The 17,233-nt window shown below is 71.8% G+C and carries 16 protein-coding genes; 4 read left to right on the forward strand and 12 right to left on the reverse strand.

Annotated elements, in window-relative coordinates; all coding sequences use genetic code 11:
• The first annotated feature begins 3 nt into the window (after positions 1-3).
• From NYF13_RS21630 to NYF13_RS21640, 3 genes are read left to right on the forward strand one after another with little or no spacing between them, the layout of a single operon-like run.
• Positions 4-156 carry a hypothetical protein gene (locus NYF13_RS21630; protein ID WP_315659171.1) on the forward strand — a complete coding sequence of 51 codons (153 nt, stop codon included), beginning with the start codon at positions 4-6 and terminating at the stop codon, positions 154-156.
• A complete protein-coding gene (locus NYF13_RS21635; protein ID WP_315659172.1) occupies positions 153-425 on the forward strand; it encodes a tyrosine-type recombinase/integrase in 273 nt (90 codons plus the stop codon). Before NYF13_RS21630 ends, NYF13_RS21635 begins: the two co-directional genes overlap by 4 nt.
• Positions 422-1,921, forward strand: a complete 1,500-nt coding sequence (locus tag NYF13_RS21640) for a helix-turn-helix domain-containing protein (RefSeq protein ID WP_315659174.1) — start codon at positions 422-424, stop codon at positions 1,919-1,921. Before NYF13_RS21635 ends, NYF13_RS21640 begins: the two co-directional genes overlap by 4 nt.
• A 149-nt stretch (positions 1,922-2,070) precedes the next feature.
• On the opposite strand, the gene NYF13_RS21645 is transcribed toward NYF13_RS21640, so the two are convergent.
• The 5 genes from NYF13_RS21645 to NYF13_RS21665 all read right to left on the reverse strand — a co-directional run bounded on the left by NYF13_RS21645 (position 2,071) and on the right by NYF13_RS21665 (position 7,193).
• Positions 2,071-2,457: an undecaprenyl diphosphate synthase family protein gene (locus NYF13_RS21645; RefSeq protein WP_315659175.1), complete on the reverse strand. Its 387-nt coding sequence runs from the start codon at positions 2,455-2,457 to the stop codon at positions 2,071-2,073.
• An 868-nt stretch (positions 2,458-3,325) separates the two neighbouring features.
• Positions 3,326-4,078, reverse strand: coding sequence for an SDR family NAD(P)-dependent oxidoreductase (locus tag NYF13_RS21650; protein WP_315659176.1), 753 nt, complete (start codon positions 4,076-4,078; stop codon positions 3,326-3,328).
• Positions 4,062-4,832: a tyrosine-protein phosphatase gene (locus NYF13_RS21655; RefSeq protein ID WP_315659177.1), complete on the reverse strand. Its 771-nt coding sequence runs from the start codon at positions 4,830-4,832 to the stop codon at positions 4,062-4,064. Before NYF13_RS21655 ends, NYF13_RS21650 begins: the two co-directional genes overlap by 17 nt.
• Entirely contained in the window at positions 4,829-5,896 is a 1,068-nt protein-coding gene (locus NYF13_RS21660; protein WP_315659179.1) for a methyltransferase, read from the reverse strand. The genes NYF13_RS21655 and NYF13_RS21660 overlap by 4 nt, the downstream gene beginning before the upstream one ends.
• 97 nt (positions 5,897-5,993) lie before the next feature.
• The gene (locus NYF13_RS21665) at positions 5,994-7,193 is read right to left on the reverse strand and encodes a hypothetical protein (protein ID WP_315659181.1); all 1,200 of its coding nucleotides are present in this window, start codon (positions 7,191-7,193) and stop codon (positions 5,994-5,996) included.
• A 159-nt stretch (positions 7,194-7,352) separates the two neighbouring features.
• Between NYF13_RS21665 and NYF13_RS21670 the strand changes: the two genes are divergently transcribed.
• Positions 7,353-8,702, forward strand: a complete 1,350-nt coding sequence (locus NYF13_RS21670) for a hypothetical protein (protein WP_315659184.1) — start codon at positions 7,353-7,355, stop codon at positions 8,700-8,702.
• 4 nt (positions 8,703-8,706) lie between these two features.
• Here the strand turns inward: NYF13_RS21670 and NYF13_RS21675 are convergent, their stop codons facing one another.
• From NYF13_RS21675 to NYF13_RS21705, 7 genes are all read right to left on the reverse strand, one after another.
• Complete coding sequence (locus NYF13_RS21675) at positions 8,707-9,492, reverse strand: ABC transporter permease (protein WP_315659185.1); 786 nt, start codon at positions 9,490-9,492, stop codon at positions 8,707-8,709.
• The gene (locus NYF13_RS21680; RefSeq protein ID WP_315659186.1) at positions 9,479-10,246 is read right to left on the reverse strand and encodes an ABC transporter permease; all 768 of its coding nucleotides are present in this window, start codon (positions 10,244-10,246) and stop codon (positions 9,479-9,481) included. Before NYF13_RS21680 ends, NYF13_RS21675 begins: the two co-directional genes overlap by 14 nt.
• Positions 10,243-11,142 (reverse strand): ABC transporter ATP-binding protein, encoded by a 900-nt coding sequence (locus tag NYF13_RS21685; protein WP_315659187.1) that lies wholly within the window; start codon positions 11,140-11,142, stop codon positions 10,243-10,245. The genes NYF13_RS21680 and NYF13_RS21685 overlap by 4 nt, the downstream gene beginning before the upstream one ends.
• A gap of 347 nt (positions 11,143-11,489) precedes the next feature.
• Positions 11,490-12,683, reverse strand: coding sequence for a cytochrome P450 (locus NYF13_RS21690; RefSeq protein ID WP_315659188.1), 1,194 nt, complete (start codon positions 12,681-12,683; stop codon positions 11,490-11,492).
• Entirely contained in the window at positions 12,668-14,311 is a 1,644-nt protein-coding gene (locus NYF13_RS21695) for an HAD-IC family P-type ATPase (protein WP_315659191.1), read from the reverse strand. The genes NYF13_RS21690 and NYF13_RS21695 overlap by 16 nt, the downstream gene beginning before the upstream one ends.
• Entirely contained in the window at positions 14,311-15,591 is a 1,281-nt protein-coding gene (locus tag NYF13_RS21700) for an MFS transporter (RefSeq protein ID WP_315659192.1), read from the reverse strand. Before NYF13_RS21700 ends, NYF13_RS21695 begins: the two co-directional genes overlap by 1 nt.
• Before the next feature lie 59 nt (positions 15,592-15,650).
• Positions 15,651-17,231 carry a serine hydrolase domain-containing protein gene (locus tag NYF13_RS21705; protein WP_315659194.1) on the reverse strand — a complete coding sequence of 527 codons (1,581 nt, stop codon included), beginning with the start codon at positions 17,229-17,231 and terminating at the stop codon, positions 15,651-15,653.
• Positions 17,232-17,233 lie beyond the last annotated feature (2 nt).

A 17,233-nucleotide genomic window follows, 5' to 3' on the forward strand; every position in this document is an offset into this window, starting at 1 on the left:
ACAGTGCGCCATGCGGCGATCCCCGCCAGCGGCATCTCACTGCTGAGCAGGTTCGACCCGCACGACAAGGTCTGGAGCGCCCAGCTGCCGTTCCTGTTCCAGCGCCGGATCGGGTCCAGCGACCGGGTCATCGCCGGCGGCACCGTCCTGACATGATCAAACGGCGCTGCGCCGCGCTGGCCGAAGAGCATCCCGGTTTCCGCACCACCCAGTTCACACCCCACGACTTCCGCCGCCCCTACGTCACGCACCTGATCGAGGACGGCTGGGACCCGCGCTTCGTCCAGGAACAGGTCGGTCACGAACACGCGTCTACGACCTCGATCTACACCTGCGTGAGCTCGGACTTCCGCAAACGCACTCTGCGTCGTCACCTCGACAGCGTGGTCGCCGCGGCCCTGGCGAGCCCGGGAGCACAGTCGTGAAGCGGAAAGTCGGCTACACCTGGCGGCTGCGGGAGGTCATGGCCACCCGCGGGATCTTCACCGCCACCGAGCTGGTTCCGCTGCTGCAGGAACGGGGCATCGACCTGTCCGCGTCCCAGGTCCACCGTCTGGTCTCGGGAACCCCCGAACGGCTCTCGCTGCAGGTGCTGTCGGCGTTCTGCGACATCCTCGGCTGCAGCCCGGCCGACTTGGTGGCCACCACCGCGGAGAACGCCGGCGTCCGCAAGACCCGCCACCGACGACCGCCCCACGCCGTCGGCCGCGGTCGCGAAGCTGCGTCCCCGGGCCGCCCGGATCCTGCCCGGCGAGTGAGTCCCGCCTACCGCACGCCGGAGCAGCTCGAGCGCTGGCACAAGCGGACCTGCGCGCGCTGCGGCCGGTTCGGCTTCTTCGCCGCCGTCTGGCCGGACGGGCCGGTCTGCCACACGTGCGAGTGCCGCGCCATGCGCCTCCGCGGGCGCTGCCCCGAGTGCGGCGAGCACCGGATCCTCCCCGGTCTCCGGCCGGCCGACGCCGTCGCGATCTGCACCGGCTGCGCCGGCTTCCGCCCGTCCTACGCCTGCTCGCGCTGCGACCAGGAAAGCCAGCTGCGCGCCGGGCGCCTCTGCACCCGCTGCACCCTGTCCGACCGGGTCGCCGAGCTGTTGGACGACGGCACCGGCCGGATCCGCCCCGAGCTGGTTCCGCTGCACCGGATGCTCGTCGCGATGAAGAACACGCGCACCGGGCTGAGCTGGCTCGACGGGCGTCTACCGAACGTCGGCGCGGCGACGAGGCTGCTGCGCGGCCTGGGAAAAGGCGACATCGAACTCACCCACGAGGCGTTCCACCGCCTCCAGCCCTGGCGGGCAGCCGGGCACCTGCGGGAGCTGCTCATGTCCTACGGCGTGCTGCCACCGGTGGACAAGCAGATCTGCTCGTTCGAACGCTGGCTGGGCGAATACCTCGCCGGGATCAGCGTCCCCGATCACGAGCAGATCGTGCGGCGGTTCGCGACCTGGGAGGTCCTGACGCGGCTGCGCCGCCGCGCTACCCGGGAATCGCTCACCCCCTCCGCGCGCTACTTCGCTTCCGGGCAGGTCAAGGCGGCCACCGAGTTCCTCGGCTGGCTTTCCGACCGCGGCCGCACCCTGGGAACCTGCTGCCAGGCCGACATCGACGCCTGGCACGCCGATCGCGGTGAGCACGAACGGAACCGGCTCCGCGGCTTCCTGCTCCGCGGCTTCCTGCTCTGGGCCATGGCCAGCAAGCTCGCCCGGCCGCTTCGACCGCCGGCTCAGACGGTCACCCGCAACGCCCCGCTGCCCGAACCGGAGCGGATCGCGCTGCTGGGCCGGTTGCTCTCCGGCCACGACCTGCCGCTGCGGTCCCGGGTCGCCGGCGTGATCGTGCTGCTCTACGCACAACCACTCAGCCGAATCGTCCGACTCACCGTCAACTGGTTGTGCTGGCTACCTCGGCGTGTCGCCCCGTAGTCCGGTCAATGGATCGCTCATATCCCGGCGGCCCCCGTCCAGAACCGGACCGGGTGACCCCACTCCAGCACTCACCAGCGGCATGACGCAGATCACAATTGATCTTCGGGGAAGCTCACTGGTGGTCCTCTGACCAGCCATCTTCGGCCTTAGCGCCGTTTTCCGTTCCGATGTTCCTCACAGGCCGTGTCCGGCCGGGCGAGCTTGGCGATGATCACCTGCTTGATCAGTTGCATCACGTAGGACACCTGGGCGCTGTCGCGGCGGGCGAGGTTTTCGTTCGAGCACAGGTAGATCGTGACCTGTTTCACGCCCGCCCGCAGGCACCACGACAGCACGGTCTCGACGTGTTCGGCACCGTACTTGTGCCCGATGTTCGGGTCGGCCAGGCCTCTCTGGCGCGCGCAGCGCCGGTTGCCGTCCATGATGATGCCGATGTGCGCCGGCAGTTCTGCACCTCTGAGCTGTCGGCGCAGCCGGTGCGTGTGAATGCGGTAGACCATCCGCTGAGCGCAGGCTGGCAGCACGATACGCATTCCGTTCAGGCTGCGATGCTACGGGCGGTCTCGCCGAGGTTCGCCACTCAGCGTGTCAGACCGGATCTGGCTGTCGCAGCCGAGACTTCCGCCTTCGGCTGGCCTGTTCGAGTGGGTGGATGACGCCGGTTCCCGGGCATCCAGCCTTCGACCACGGCGGTAGGCCTACCTGGGACGCTGGCGGCCTCCGTGCCGGTCAGGCTGGCCCTGAACAGGCTCCGGACGATGATCTCGCCTGCCGGTCGCCGGCTCAGCACCGGCAGATGCCCGGACCGGTAGCCGCGCAGGTGCGGCCCTTGTGACCATCGCCGAGGTGGGTCCTTCATTGATAGCGACCATGATCTTGATATCCCTCCGGTTCATCGACGCCGACGTCTTCCCCGGCCTTATGCACCGGCAGCGGCACCATCAGCATGAGCAGCCCGTCGTGAGCAGTCCGGGTGCCGGCTCGTGTGGCTCCGTTGAGACCGGGTCGGCGGGCACGTCGTGGACCCTTAGCAGGCGGCATCGGCGACGATGAGCAAATCCTGTTTTTCGGCTCGATCGCGAGCGGCGAATGAAGGGTGCAGCCGAACCGTGTGGGCAGTCCCCTGCCGACGGCAATTCCGACATTGTTCGACTATATCGGCGAGCTGGTAACCCGAGCTTAACCTGATCGCCGTCCGTAGTCCAGTGATCGACAACGCATTTTCCGCGCACCGATTCCGTTCAGTACTTCGGGTAGCAGCTATGCCTTATCGCCCGGGCGCGAAGTGCGTTCTTCTGCCAGGAGAAGCACGAACACGTGCCCGTCGCGCGATCGGCGGCGGGCACGTGTTCGGCTTTTCCGGTGTTGCGCGACGAGCCGGCGGGAAAACGATGCCCCGGGTCAGTCACGAACCGATCGGCTCAGCAAGGCGAATGTCCGGTCGTAGCGACCCTCGGCCTCGGCCGAGCGCAGGAACCGGGCTTCGTCGACGCAGACCTCCTCGGCGTCCGGGTGGCCCGCGATGAGGGCCAGCGCACTGGTGACGAACTGCTCCACCGGCACCGCCTCTTCGCTTTCGGCCTGGCCCATCAGCCGCGTGCGCACAGCCGGCGGGATCAGTTCGATCACCTGGATGCCGAGCCGGCGCAGGTGCACCCGCAGGCTCTGGGTGTAGGATCGGAGCGCCGCCTTGGTCGCGCTGGCCGTCGGCGCGGCCGGCAGCGGCACGAAGGCCAGCGCCGCAGACACGTTGAGCACGACGGGGTTCTCCTGCCCCACCAGCAGCGGCACGAACGTTTCGCACATCCGGATCGGCCCGAGCAGGTTCGTGGTCACGGCCGCCTCGGCGATGGGCAGGTCACCGACGCCGCGCAGGCTCTCCGGGCGCATGACGCCGGCGTTGTTGACCAGGACGTTGAGCCGCGGGAACCGGTGGGCCACCGTCTCGGCGCAGGCGGCGATCGACGCCGGTTCGTCGACGTCGAGCACCAGTGTCTCGATCCCGGGGTGCTCGGCGGTGATCGCGTCCAGCCGGTCTTTGCGCCGGCCGGTGGCGATTACCGTGTTGCCCGCCTCGTGCCATCGCGTGGCCAGGCTGAGCCCGATCCCGGAGGTGGCCCCGGTGATCAGGATGGTGTTACCGGTGAGCTGCATCGTCGGCTCCCTGTGCTGGTGTGGAATACGAAGAAGACACGGTGGTCTCCGGTGTGACGAGCGTGCGAAGCGATTCCACGCAACCGGTCGGTACACCGGCCCAGTCCGCCCAGCCCGCCCAGCCGTCGTAGCGCCGGTGGACGTAGCGGATCAGCTTCTCCATGGCGGCCGGTGGCGCCCGATGCAGGTGGCCGGGCAATTGCCCGGTCACCGCGGCCGCGCTCGGGCTGCGCCGGTAGACCTCGAGAATGGCCGGGTGGGCCTGATCGGACACGGTGTAGTCCTCGATGACCGTGTCGTCGGCGGCGCCGAGCAACCCGAGGAGCACGGCGACGACCACCCCGGTCCGGTCCTTGCCCGCGACGCAGTGGACCACCACGGCGCCGCGCTCCAGCGCGGCGCCGATCGAACGCAGCGCCAGCACGAGAGCCGGCGCCCGTTCGACGAGCATGACGAGGTAGCTGGCGGGTAACAGGTCGTGGGGAGCGACCGGGCGCAGCGCGTCCAGTGATGGTTCGATCGGCACGGCGTAGCGGGTTTGTGCTGCGCCGACGGGAGCGATCCCGTCCAGCTCGACCTCCCGGCGTGACCTCAGGTCGACGAACCCGCGGACGCCGTGCACCGTGTCCAGCGCGGTGGTCGCGCTGCGGTCGAGCAGGTGGATCCCGGCCCCCCGGTACACCCGCGACGGCGCGATCCGCCCACCGAGCACCGCCAGCCCCCCCAGGTCGCGGAAGTTGGCCGGCCCGGTCACCGGGTGCCGACCACGAGATGCTCCGGACCGTCCAGGTGCGACACCCCGATTTCGGAGAATCCCGCTTCACGCAGCCATTCGCGGCATTCGGCGGCGGTGTAGCCCGAACCGCCGTTGGACACGAGCGACACGTTGAGGCTGATCATCAGCCCGATCAGCCCGGACCGCCGGTCGTCGTCGATCAGCGACTCGTAGACCAGCACCGTGCCGCCCGGTGCCAGCGCTTCGTGCGCCTTGCGCAGCAGCATCTTCCGGGTCTCCACCGGCCAGTCGTGGAGCACGTGGCCGAACACGATCACGTCCGCTTCCGGCAGCGGATCGCTGAAGAAGTCGCCGGGCCGGAAGCTGACCCCGGCGGTGTCCTCCAGGTGCTCTTCGAACCCGGTCTTCACCTGGGGCAGGTCGAAGCCGACGCAGTCGAGGTGCGGCCACGCGGCGGCCAGGTGCCCCAGCAGCGAGCCCTCGGCACAGCCGACGTCCACCACGGTCCGCACGGATGCCCAGTCGAACGCGTGCACCAGAGCCCGGTTCGCCCCCATGCTGTAGCCGGTCATGGCCCGCAGGAAGCCGCGTACCTGGTCGGACTCGGCGAACGCCTCGCCGAAGGTGTCGGCTCCGGGATCCGGCGGCACGAGCGTGCCGCGGCCGCCCGGGGCGCGGGACCCCTCCGCGGCCAGCGCCTCGGAGAAGTCCAGCCGATCGCCGCTGCGCAGGCCCTCGGTCAGCCGGGACCACCAGGAGAACCCGGCGTTGAGGAAGCTCAGGTAACCGCTGATGTCGGTCGCGGGCCGGCCTGGGTCGAGGTACTCCGCGGCCGGCGGCGTCAGCCGGTAACCGGCTTCGTCCCGGTCGAGCAGGCCGGACGCGACCAGGATGTCGAAGAAGTCCCGCGCTCCGCGGCTGCGCAGGCCGAGCTGCCGGCTCAGCTGCCCGGCCGGCACCGGCCCGTCGGCCAGCGCGGCGAATACGCCCAGCTCGACCGCGCTGAGCAGCGCCTTGGACTGCCAGAAGGCCACCCCGATCTCGATGATCGGGTGCGGCGACGGGGCCGTTGAGCGGGACATGGCGACTCCTGTTCCTCGTGGTCGGCGGCGAGGTGCCTCGCCGTGTGCTGAATGGCCCGGATTCGAAGCGCCGCTCTGGTCACGGCGCGCCTCCCGTTCATCGACCGGCTTCACGAGCCGAGGTCCCGGTGGTGATCCGTGCGGAGAGCGCCCGGGCCGTGCCGTGGACCGCGCCGCGCCGGCGCAGTGTGCCGGCGTCCACTTCGAGGCGGACTTCACCGGCCCGCAGGGTTTCGACCAGCGCCGCGATCATGCCCCTGGCCAGTGGTGCACCCAGGCAGTAGTGCTCGCCCAGGCCGAACGTCAGTGAAGGCGTGTCGCGGCCGTCGATCCGCAGGGCCGCAGGGCCGTCGTAGCGGGTCGCGTCCAGGTTGGCGGCGGCCAGCACGAGCATCACCTTCGTGTCCCACTCCGCCGTCACGTAGCCGATCTGCATTTTCTCGGTGGCGCTGCGCGGGGCGAAGATGAACGGGCAGCTCAGCCGCAGCGATTCCGCCGTGAACCGGTCGGCCTCCACTGTGGACGATTCCGCCGGATCGAGCGCGGCCCAGTGCAGCACGGCGTCGGTCAGCGCGGTGGTGGTGGGATCGATCGTCCCGGTGATGATCTGCGCCGCCGCCGCGACGGCCGCGTCGAGGCCGAGTTCGCCATCCACCTCGGCGAGCGCCCGGGTGAGGGGCGAGCGCGGCGTGCGCAGCAGCGTCCGCCGGACGGCCTCGGTGAACGTGCCCAGTGAGCTGCGGGCCGCGTGGCCCACCTCCGCGTTCTCGCTGACCTTCGGTGTGGCCAGGTAGTCCATCAGCCGGCCTGCGGGTTCGACCAGTTCGCCCAGCTCGGCCGTCGTGACGCCCAGCATCAGTCCGAGGGCGTGGTGTACGTGGGGAACGGCGAAGTCGGTGACGAAGTCGATCCCGGGCCTGGTGGCGAGTTCATGCAGCAGTTCGCCGCAATGCAGCCGCAGCGCCGCCAGCACCTCCTCGACGGCGGCCGCCCTCAGCGGCGGCATCAGCAGCCGGCGCAGCCGGGTGTGGTGGTCACCGTCGGAGAAGACCGGCCACCGGCCGAAGAAAGCTCGGATAGGACCGTGCAGGGCGCGCTGTTCCTCGGTGGCGCCCGCCAGCGGATCGCGCAATCGCGCATTCTGCAGCGAAGGACTCGTCAGCAGCGCGCGAACCTCGTCGTAGCCGTAGACGAACACGGCTGAAAGACCCGGGTCGTATTCGACCTTCTGCTCGGACAGTCCAGCGAGAAGCTGCGCGACATCGCTTGATCCGGGGTCCGAGAACAAAGGGTGCACAGATTTTCCTCCATTTTATGGGTGCACTAAAAACGCAATCCTCGAAATCGATACGGTCGCCGAAATTTGCCATTTTTTTGTGGCGCCGGAATAATTCCCCAGCTACTGTGAGGACCAATCCGTTCACCGTCTCATCGAGACCACTCCCGGGAGTTGCCGATGGCCAGGAGCAAGACCGCGCTCAGGGAGAGCTTGTTGCCCACCACGGTCGAGCAGGCGCGAGAAATCCCGTTCTACGCGTCGCTGTGGTCCTCGGCGGACCTCCCGGCCGATTCGCGCGCGTGGGACGTCACGACCCTGGACCGCGTTCCGGTGATCACGAAGGAGAGCCCTGGCGGCGGGGCGGGCTCGGTGCTGCACCCGGGCCGGAAGGCGACGATGGTCATCCGCAGCAGCGGCTCCACCGGGCGTCCGTTCGTGCGTTACCGGGGGCCGGAAGAACTGCGCGCTTACGCCGATTTCGGCACGGCGATCCGCCGGGCCGCGGCCGGACGTGGTGGCGGGGCGCCGCCGCCGACGGTGCACGCTTCCCTGCTCACCACCCGGACCCACGCCAGCCTGCTCGGCACCGCCGGTGCGGACCGCACGCTCAGCCTGGCGCTGGTCGACGGGAACGACCTGGAGCGCGCGCTCGACCTGCTCGCTGCGGAGCCACTGTTCCCGGGCCTGGAGGGCGCGGTCGTCGACATCACCGGCAACCCCGGCGACCTCATGCTGCTCGGCGCTGGGCTGGCGCGTCGCGGCCTGGTCCGGGACGGCTTCATCACCCGGGTCGTGGTCGTCAGCGACTACCTCTCCCCGCTCGTCCGGGACTACCTCCGGTCGGTATTCGGGTCCGGGACCGACATCGTGGAGCGCTACAGCATGTCCGAGGTGGTCGGCGGTGCGACGGTCTGCCCGGCGTGCGACGCGCTGCACTTCGACCCGGTCGTGGTGCCCCAGGTCGTCGCGCTGGACGACGATTCGCCGGTGACCGCGGGCATCGGCCGGATGGTGCTCACCGAACTGCACCCGTTCTCCCAGGTGCAACCGCTGCTCCGCTACGACAACGGTGATCTCGTCGAGCGGGTGGCGGGTGGCTGCGAGCCGGACGAGGTCACCGTCTCCTTCGTCGGCCGCCGGGCCGAGACCCCCGCTGCCCGCGACGGCGGTCGCACCCGGGTGGTGCTGCGGCCCAGGGGGTTGCGGGACGCGCTGGAGCGGTTCACCGAGATCGCCCGGCCCCCGCTGCACCCGCGGATCACTTCGCCGCTGCACGGCGGGGCCCCGCTGGTGCACACCGAATGGACCGGGGACGGCCCGGTCCGGATCACCGTCCGGGCGGTGCCGGCGTTCGACCCGAACCTCTTCCCCGCCGCGGCCGGGCAGTTGCGGGACCGGGTCCACGCCGCGGTGCTCGGCTGCTGTCCCGAAATCGGCCCGGCCGTCGCCGACGGCTTCGCTGAAGTCTGCGTGGAGCTCGAACCGGACCGGGCGGGCGTGGCCGGGTTCATCGTGCGGCGTGGGTGATCCGTCAGAATTGGTCATGGTCTCCGCCCGATCGCGCTGCCCGGCGGGAGCGGACCCGGATCGCCACGACGGCGAGCGCCAGCCAGGACAGCGCGGTCACCGTCTCCGCGCGGAGCTCCGGGCCGGCCGCGGCCGAGCGGAGCGCGCCGATCCCGTGGGTCATCGGCAGCACCGCGGCGATCTCGCGCAGCACCGGCAGGTCGGGCAATGGAGCCACCACACCGCACACGACCAGCGTCAGGTACGTGGCCGCGCTCGCCGCGAGCACGCCGGTCTGGGCCCGTCCGGAAAAGGCCGCGGCCGAAGCGACGAACACCCCGAAGCACGCCGAAGCGAGCGCGAGCGCGAGCAGTTCGGGCAGCCTGACCAGCAACGGCCCCAGCAGTTCCGGCTCGCCCAGCAACGGCGGTGCGACCACCACGGCCAGCAGCCCGGCCAGCACCGCCTCTGGGGTGTACACCAGCCACCGGGCGACCACCACGGTCACCGGGCCCGTGCGGCCCAGCCGCAACGGCAGGGACAGGCCCTGCACGGCGTCCTCCAGCAGCACGTCGGAGGCCCGGCCCACCATGGTGGACACCACCACCTGCCCGATCGCGCCGACCATCGCGTAGCGCGCACTGCCCGCGCCACCGGCGGCACGCGCCAGCAACGTCCAGAAGGCGACCTGGGTCAGCACCCGCGGCGCCACCGCCAGCAGGATGACACTCGGCGGGTACTGCCGGAGGTAGTCGCGCCAGGCCACGCGAGCCAGCGCCCGCGCCCGGCTCGGCGGCTCAGCCCAGCTCAAGGGTGCCCGCCCTCCGCGCCCGGTGCAGCACCGCGGCGACCGCGGCGGCGGCCAGCACCGACCACCCCGCCGCGGTCACCGCGAACCACAGCCAGTCCGGCCCGGTGCGGCCGCCCAGCCGGGTCGCGGCGAACAGGTCCGCGCTCCACCGGTAGGGGAACACCGAGGCCACCGGTCGCAGCCAGCCGGGCAGGACCCCGAGCGGCACGAACATGCCGCTGAGGATGAACACCGGGTACGCCAGGTTCTCGCTCAGCCGCGACGCCGAGCGGGCCAGCAGGAACGAGGAGGCCAGCAGCACGCTCAACGGCACGGCGGCCACCACGGCCGAGACCGCAGCCGCCACGAACTCCAGCGGGTGCGCGACGGGCAGCGGCACGCCCAGCACGGCCAGCAGCAGCGCGCAGGTCAGCGTGACCGGCACCGCGCCGCACACCGCCCCCACGACACTCTTGCCCAGCAACACCCCGGCGAAGCCGGCTGGCCGGCTCAGGACGCCGGCCAGCGTGCCCTGCCAGACCTCGGTGCGCAGCGCGAAACTCGCCTGCCAGAGCACCGACGACCACAGCCCGAGCAGCCCGGCGCCGAGCACCGGCGTGGCCGGGTCGGCCGAAGCCCCCCGATCCGCCAGCAGGGCCACCACGGCGAACGCGAGCGGTTGCAGCACCCCGGAGACCACCACGTGCACGGCGGGTGTGTTGCGAAGCTGGACCCGGGCGGAGGCGCCCAGTGCCTGCAGCGACGGCGAGCTCATGGGGTGGCCCGTTCGGCGCGTGCGGCGGTCAGCTCCCGGAACACGTCCTCCAGCCGCGCGTGACTGACCTGGACGTCGGTGATCCGCCCGGCCGGCCACTGGTCGGCCAGCCCGTGCAGCGCCGCCGGGGTCCACTCCGGCAGATGCAGTTCGGTGGTCCAGCGGCGATCCCGGTCGGTGCCGCTGATGGTGACCCTGGCGACCGCGCGGGCCCGGGCGATCAGCTCCGGCAACGGCAGGTCGAGCAGCGTCCGCCCCTCGTCCAGGATGACCACGCGGTCGGCGAGTTGCTCGATGTCGGCGAGGTAGTGGCTGGTCAGCACGATGCACGTGCCGTCGCGGCGCAGGCCCGCGACCGTGTCCCGGATGCTCTGCGCCTCGATCGGGTCCAGGCCGACGGTGGGCTCGTCGAGCAGCAGCAGCCGCGGCCGGGCTACCAGCCCGATCGCCAGGTGCAGCCGCTGGCGCATCCCGCGCGAGTAGGTCTGCACGGCGCGGTTCGCGACCGGCCCGAGGTGTACCACCTCCAGCGCCGCCTCGCACCGGGCGCCCAGCTCACGCCGGGGCACCCCGCTGAGCGTGGCAAAGAACCGGATGTTCTCGCGCGCGTCGAGCCGCTGGTACAGCCCCCGTTCACCGCCGAGCACGACCGACAGGGCCGCCCGGGCCCGGCGCGGCTGCGCGACGACGTCGATCCCGTCCACGCGCACGGTTCCGGTGGTGGGCAGCAGCAGCGTGGCGACGATCTTGGTCAGGGTCGTCTTCCCGGCCCCGTTGAGACCGAGTAGCCCGACCACCTCCCCGGCCGCCGCGCTCATCCGGACACCGCGCAGCGCGTGCACCGTCCGCCCGCGGTTGCCGCGGAACGTCCTGGTCACGTCGTCCACTTCGAGCACCGGAACCCTCTTCCTCCCCGACGGCGCGACGGGTGGGGTGCGCCGTCGCGACGCCGCACCCCACCCGCTCGGATCAGTTGGTCTCGCCGCGCAGCAGGACCTCGAGCCGGCCCGAGTCGTCGACCAGGTCGATCACCTCGCGGGCAAAATTGTCCATGTCAAACATATTTCACCTCCTCTACCGACATTCAATGAAATGCGGACAGTTCAAATAATTCAACCTGTGCCGCCCGGTGTCAAGACGTGAAATCACATTACCTCGATTGTCTCAATTATTGCTTTCGGACACGCCAAATAGCGCGTCCAGCGTAACTATCACCAGGCGCGCCAGCGTCTTTCACCGCGTCCTACCAGTCGACCATCAACTTATCCGGGCTGTACACGAACGCGTTTTCAGCGAACTCGACATGTTTTTCCGGGACCGCCATCCGAAGATCGGGAAATGCACGGAAAGCGGCTTCGAAAACGATGGACAACTCGGCTCGGGCGAGCGAGTGACCGAGGCACAGGTGTATTCCGTGGCCGAAAGCGAGGTGCCGTGGGCCGGAGCGCCGCGGGTCCAGCCGTCCGGGGTCGGGGTAGGCGTCCGGATCGAGGTTGCCGCCGGCCAGCAACGCGATCACGCCCTCGCCGGACCGGATCCGCACCCCGCCGAGGACCAGGTCCGCGGTCGCCGTCCGCGGCACCCCGAACTGGAGCACCGTCAGCAGCCTCAGCAACTCCTCGACCAGCGGCCCGGTCCGCTCGGGGTGCCGGGCCAGCGCTGCCCAGACCCCCGGCTCCCGCACCAGGGTCAGCACTCCGGACGAGATCATGCCGGCGGTTGTCTCGTGCCCCGCGGTGAGCAGGACCACGGCCATGGTGGTCATCTCCTCGACGGTGAAGCCGGCCTCGTGCCGGATCAGCCGGCTGAGCACGTCGTCACCCGGCTCGGCGCGCTTGGCCTCGATCACGCCCGCGATCAGCTCGGCCAGCTCGCGGTTTGCGCGGTTCACCTCGCCGGTGGCCGCGGAGCGGCTGAGCACCACCCGGGAGCGCTGCTGGAAGTAGCCGACGTGGCCGAAGGGCACCCCGAGCAACGCGCAGATGACCAGCGACGGCACCGGCAACGCGAGATGCTCGACCAGGTCGGCCGGTCCGCCTGCGGCTCGCATCCGCGCGATCTGCCCGTCCACCAGCCCGCCGATGACCGGTCGCAGCGCCGCGATGCGCCGGGGGCCGAACTCGTGGATGAGCGCGGACCGGTAGCGGGTGTGCCGCGGCGGATCGAGGGCCATGAACGCGGCCGGGGGCACCGCGGCCGGCGCGGCCGCCTGGACCATCGGGAAGCCCGGGCGTGAGACGTCCGAGCTGAACCGGGGGTCTCCGAGCACGGTGCGCACGTCCGCGTGCCGGGTCACCAGCCAGGCCCGCCGCCCACCCGCCAGCCGGACGGCCGCCACCGGCGCCGCTGCGCGCAAGGCCGCCACCTGGGGCGGCGGGGCGTACGGATCGGCACGGGAAAAGGGGAAGTCCGGCTCCCCGGTCACCGCAGTGGCCATAATGCCTCCCTTGTGGACGATGGTGGTCGGGACGGGTGCGGACTCGGCCCCCCGGTCCGGCTCACGACCCGCGCGGTCGCGACTGCGAGCACGGCCGCCGCGGCCGCCGCGGCGAGCACCGCGCATCCGGTCAGCGCAGTGCCCGCGGCTCCGAGCACGGCCAGGCCGACGGCGATCCGCGCGGAGGTCACGAGTGACCCGGCCACCGCCGCCCGGGCCCGCATCAGCGTGATCGCCCAGCCCAGCTTGCCCGGATCGGAATCGAGGTCGACCACGTCGGCCACGGCCTTCGCGCCGGGCAGGCCGCTGTACGGTGCGATGCCCAGATCCGCCGCGGCGAGCGCCGGGGCGTCGTTGTCACCGTCACCGACCATCGCGACCACGGCCGACCGCGACCGCCAGGCCGCGACGGCCGCCACCTTGGCCTCGGGGTCGGCTTCGGCGACCACGTCGCCGACCCCGACGAGGCGAGCCAGCTGCCGGGCCACGACCGGGCTGTCCCCGGTGAGCAACACGACTTCGACGCCGAGGCTTCGCACCTCCGCGATCCCGGCCGCCGCGCGGGCCCGGACGGGGGCGCCGAAGGCGACGGCGCCGAGCAGCCCGGCCCGCGAGTCGCCAACGACCAGCGCAGTCATCGCGTCGGCCTCGTACTCGTCGAGCAGGTCGTCCAGTCCGGCCGGCCAGTCCAGCCCCCGCGCCGCCGACCACTCCCGCATGGCCGCCCGGGACCCCTTGCGCAGCTCGGTCCCGTCGTCGAGGTCCACTCCGCTGATCCGGGCCTGTGGGGTGAACGGCACCGCCGACCATCCGCCATCCGGCGCCACCGCCGCGGGGGATCCGTGTTCACGCACCACCAACTCGATCGAGGACAATCCTTCGGGCGTCTCGTCGGCGAGGCCGGAGAGCGCCACGGCACGCGCGAGAGCGGTCACGTCGGTTCCCGCCACCGCCACCAGCGACTGGGCCCGGCGCTGCCCGTGGGTCAGCGTTCCGTTCTTGTCCATCAGCACGACTTCGACGCCCGCGATGGCCGGCGCGACGTCCGGGTGCCTGGCCAGCAGCCCGCCCTCGGCGAGGTCGGCGAGCCCGAGCACGAAACCGAGTCGCCGCAACGGCCATCCGGCCAGCAGCACCCCGAGCACCGCCAGCACCGCGGCGAGCGGGGGCACCCCGGCCGCGGCCCCGGCGGCGAGCAGCACCACCCCCGCGAACCCGACGAGGGGCGGCACCGCCGACGGAGCCGTCACGGCTGCGGCCCGGGCGACGATCGACCCGGGCCCGGAACTCAGCAGCCGCACTCTCAGCCGCCCTTCGACGATCCGGGCCCCGCCGGTCACCGCCGACCGCTCGCCGCCGCGCTCCCGGACGAGGTGCGGACCGGGGAACGGCAGATCGCGCACGACGGCGTGACCGTCCTCGACCTGGGCGTCCCCCGGCACCAGGTCGCCCGCGGCCAGCTCCAGGACCGTACCCACGGCCTCGGGTCGCCCGCGCAGTTCCCCGGACACCGCGCGCAGGGCCGAATTCCGCGCACCGAGCCGGCGCCGGGCCTCCACGAACGCCGCCAGCACCGCGGCGCCGGAAAGCGCCAGGACCAAGCCGGCGGCGATGAGCAGCGGGCCCATCAGACCGTGACGTCCGTCGGCAGCGGGTCCAGTTGCCGGCCGGCCGCGCCGCGCAGCACCACTGCGATCGCCCCCCAGCCGAGCAGTACCAGCCCGCACACGATGATCACGTACCAGCCGTCCTCGCCGCCCGCCGCGAACGCCAGCGCGGCGGAGGGGGCGAACCCGCCGAACACCGCGTCCGCCACCCCTTGCGACAACCCGACACCGAACCCGCGCAGCCGGGCGGGGAACACCGACGCCATGGCCTCCGGCAGCGTGACGCCCTGTGCGGTGGACAACAGCATTCCCACCCCGGAGGCCAGCAGTAGCCCGCCGAAGGTCGGCTGGATCGTCAGGTACAGAACCGGAAGGCTCACCACGAACCCGATGCTGGTGAACGCCAGCGTCTGCTGAAGGCCGGATCGCTGGGCCAGCCGTCCGATCGGCAGCACGAGCACCACCAGCGCCCCGGTGACCAAGGTGTTGGCGCCGAGCACGACCGTGGGCGAAGCGCCCAGCCGGTCCTGGGCGATGGCCGGCACGGCGATGGAGAACGTCGTCGTCGTGACCGAGGCCGCCGCGGCCAGTGCCGCCACCGCGAGCGCCGGCCGGAGGCTGCCCGGCCGACTCCCGGCCAGCTCCACCGGCTCGGTCTCGAGGTAGGCCGGCGTCTCGGCCAGGCCCCGCCGCAGCAAGCACAGCACCAGCGACAGGACGCCGGCGACCGCGAAAGGAACCCTCCAGCCCCACGTCTGCAGGGCCGCCGGCCCCAGCGCCGCCGACATCAGCGTGCCCAGGGCCGAGGCCGCGAACCCGCCGGCGGTGCAGGTGAGCACGAAGTAGCTGCCCTGCACCAGCCGGGCGCCCGGCCGGGCCGACTCCATCAGGTAGGTCACCGCGGTGGGCCACTCGCCACCGAACGCGAGCGCCGCCAGCGCTCGCGCCAGCACGAGCAGCACCGGGGCGGCCACCCCGATCGTCGACCGGCCCGGCAGCACCGCGATCGCCAGTGACGCCACTCCGGCCGCGCCGACCCCGATCATCAACGCCCGCCGCCGGCCGTGCCGGTCGGCGAACCGGCCGACCAGCGCGCCGCCCAGGGGACGCAGCAGCAGGCTGCCGCCGTAGACCAGAAACGCCTGGAAGGCCGCGCTGAGCCGGTCGCCGCCGAAGAACTGGGTCGCGAACACCGGCGCCAGCAGTGAGTAAAGGATCCAGTCGAAGAACTGGAGGAAGTTGCCGCCCGCGACGATCAGCCGGGACCCGCGGACAGAGCCCGCGGACGGTAGGACGGTCATGCCGGAAAGTCCTTTCTGCGTGATGGCCTCAGCGCGGCCGGGTCGCGGGGTCCGGGAGCTCATCCCCGGCTCAGCCCCAGGTCGGTGTAGATCGCGTCGCAGATCCCGAGCACGCGCCGCTGGTGCTCGTCCTGCATCGTCTTACCGTTGAGGTGCAGGGCCACGACGAGGTCGTGGTCGGGGTCGGTGAACACGACCGTCGTCCACAGTCCGTAGTGCCCGAAGCTGCGCAGCGACGCGGAACGGCCGAAAGCGCAGCACCGCTCGCCCAGGTGCCGGGACTCGAGCCGGAAGCCGAGCGACCAGTCCGCGTTGCCGAGCTGGTCGGGTTCGAGGCCGACCCGGTGGCGTCCGGTGAGCGCGGCCACGGTCACCGGACGCAGCACCCGGCCGGACCGGCCTTGACCCTGGCGCACCAGCATTTCGAACAGCCGGCCCAGATCCCGCATCGGCCCGCGGATGTTCAGCCCGGGGATCACGGTGGTGGTCGCGCCCTCGGTGCTGAACCACCACGTCGGCTGGGGCGGCAGGGCGCCGCCGGCCACGTAGATCAGGGGCAGCGTCGCGCCGTCCGCTTCGTATCCGGCGGCGTCGAACACCACCTTGGTGCGGTCCATGCCGCACGGCCCGAGCACCTCGGTCTCCAGGTACTCGACGTGGTCGCGGCCGGTCAGCGCCTCGATCAGCTCGGCGATCACGAACCAGCCCCACCAGGCGGCGTAGTTGATCCGCACCCCGTTCGGGCCGTCCGGCACCGGCATCCGGGCCACCGCCCCGCGCCGCAGGTCCCAGGGCGCGGACATGCAGCCGTGCAACGGATCGGCCCCCATCGGCACGGGTGAGGTGTGGGTGAGGATGTCGACGAGCCGCACCCGCTCCCGGCCGTCGCCGGAGTACCACGGCAGCACGTCCGCGACCGGCGCGTAGGGATCGAGCAGCTCCTGCTCCCAGAGCCGGCCGACCGCGACCGCGGAGACGGTTTTGGCGCAGCAGTACCAGATCGGCCGGGCGTCCGCCCGCATCGGCACGCCGGGCCGGGCGCTGCCCAGCCCGGCATCGAACACCGGCGTCCCGCGATGCGACACGTACAGCTGCACGCCTGGACTGGTCCGCCGGGTCTCGGCCCGCAGCAGCTCGACCGTGCGCGGCAGGCCGGCCGCCTGCTCCGGCGCGCCGGCCGGCAGCGGCTCGTGTGCGGGCAGCCCGGCGCCCGGGTCGGCGACCACCCCGGCTGCCGCCCGCAGCCGGGCCACCGTCCCGGACGGGTCCTGGGTCAGCAGGCGGTCCAGGAAGAAGACGAACAGGAACACGCCGTGCATGCGCACCCGGCCGGTCTCGAACAGCCGCACCCGGGCGCGGCCGTCGCCGAGCAGCAGCGTCACCGCGTCTTCCCGGGTGAGCACCACGGTCAAAGCGGCCCGGTCCTGCTCGCCGGCGCGGGAGAAAGCGAGGCGGCCGGTGTCCAGGTCCATCGCCATCAGCACCCGGGCGGGCGCGCCGGGCGCCGGGTCGGTGAGCTCCAGCAGCACTTTGACCGGGTCGGCGGCACCGCTGCCGAGACGGCGGAACCCCTCGGTGGCTGTGGCCAGCCAGGCGTCGTCGAGCACGGCGGCCCGGGTGGACGGATCGGTGACGGTCATGG

It is taken from the genome of Amycolatopsis sp. PS_44_ISF1 (assembly GCF_032335455.1).
Classification (GTDB): domain Bacteria; phylum Actinomycetota; class Actinomycetes; order Mycobacteriales; family Pseudonocardiaceae; genus Amycolatopsis.